General features: G+C 47.4%; 1 protein-coding gene. It reads right to left on the bottom strand.

Features of this window, described 5'->3' with window-relative positions; genetic code table 11:
* Positions 1 to 369: transposase family protein (locus LPKJCM_RS00350; protein WP_501161688.1), on the bottom strand; the 369-nt coding region annotated here is incomplete at both ends.

Genomic DNA, 369 nt, shown 5'->3' with positions numbered 1-369 from the left:
GTCCAAGCTCTTGACGCGCTTGAACCACAGTGGGACGCTCTTCGATTGAATGGCCCAGATTCTTCTTATTGATTCGGTGATGCTTTGTCCCGGGACGTTTGACTCGGCGACGGAGTTTAGCTGGTAGGTCTGAATTACGGATAGCTAAACGCTGGTCATCAATGTATCGATACACCGTCGGTGTTGAGGGACAGACAACTCCTGTGTAATTAGTCTTGAATTGGTGAACAAAAGTATCCACACTATGCATTCTGGGACGAGCTTTTAAAGCTGTAACCAAAGCATGACAGAAGGTTTGACAGTGGTCAAAGAGTCCACGATAACAGCTGTTTAGCCGGTGCTTACGATAAACTGCTTCGCCAGTTTCCG

Origin of the sequence: Lentilactobacillus parakefiri (assembly GCF_002157585.1) — a bacterium.
In the GTDB taxonomy this organism is placed as follows: domain Bacteria; phylum Bacillota; class Bacilli; order Lactobacillales; family Lactobacillaceae; genus Lentilactobacillus; species Lentilactobacillus parakefiri.
Note: the sequence above shows the minus strand (reverse complement) of the source record. Positions and strands in the feature narration are given on the sequence as shown.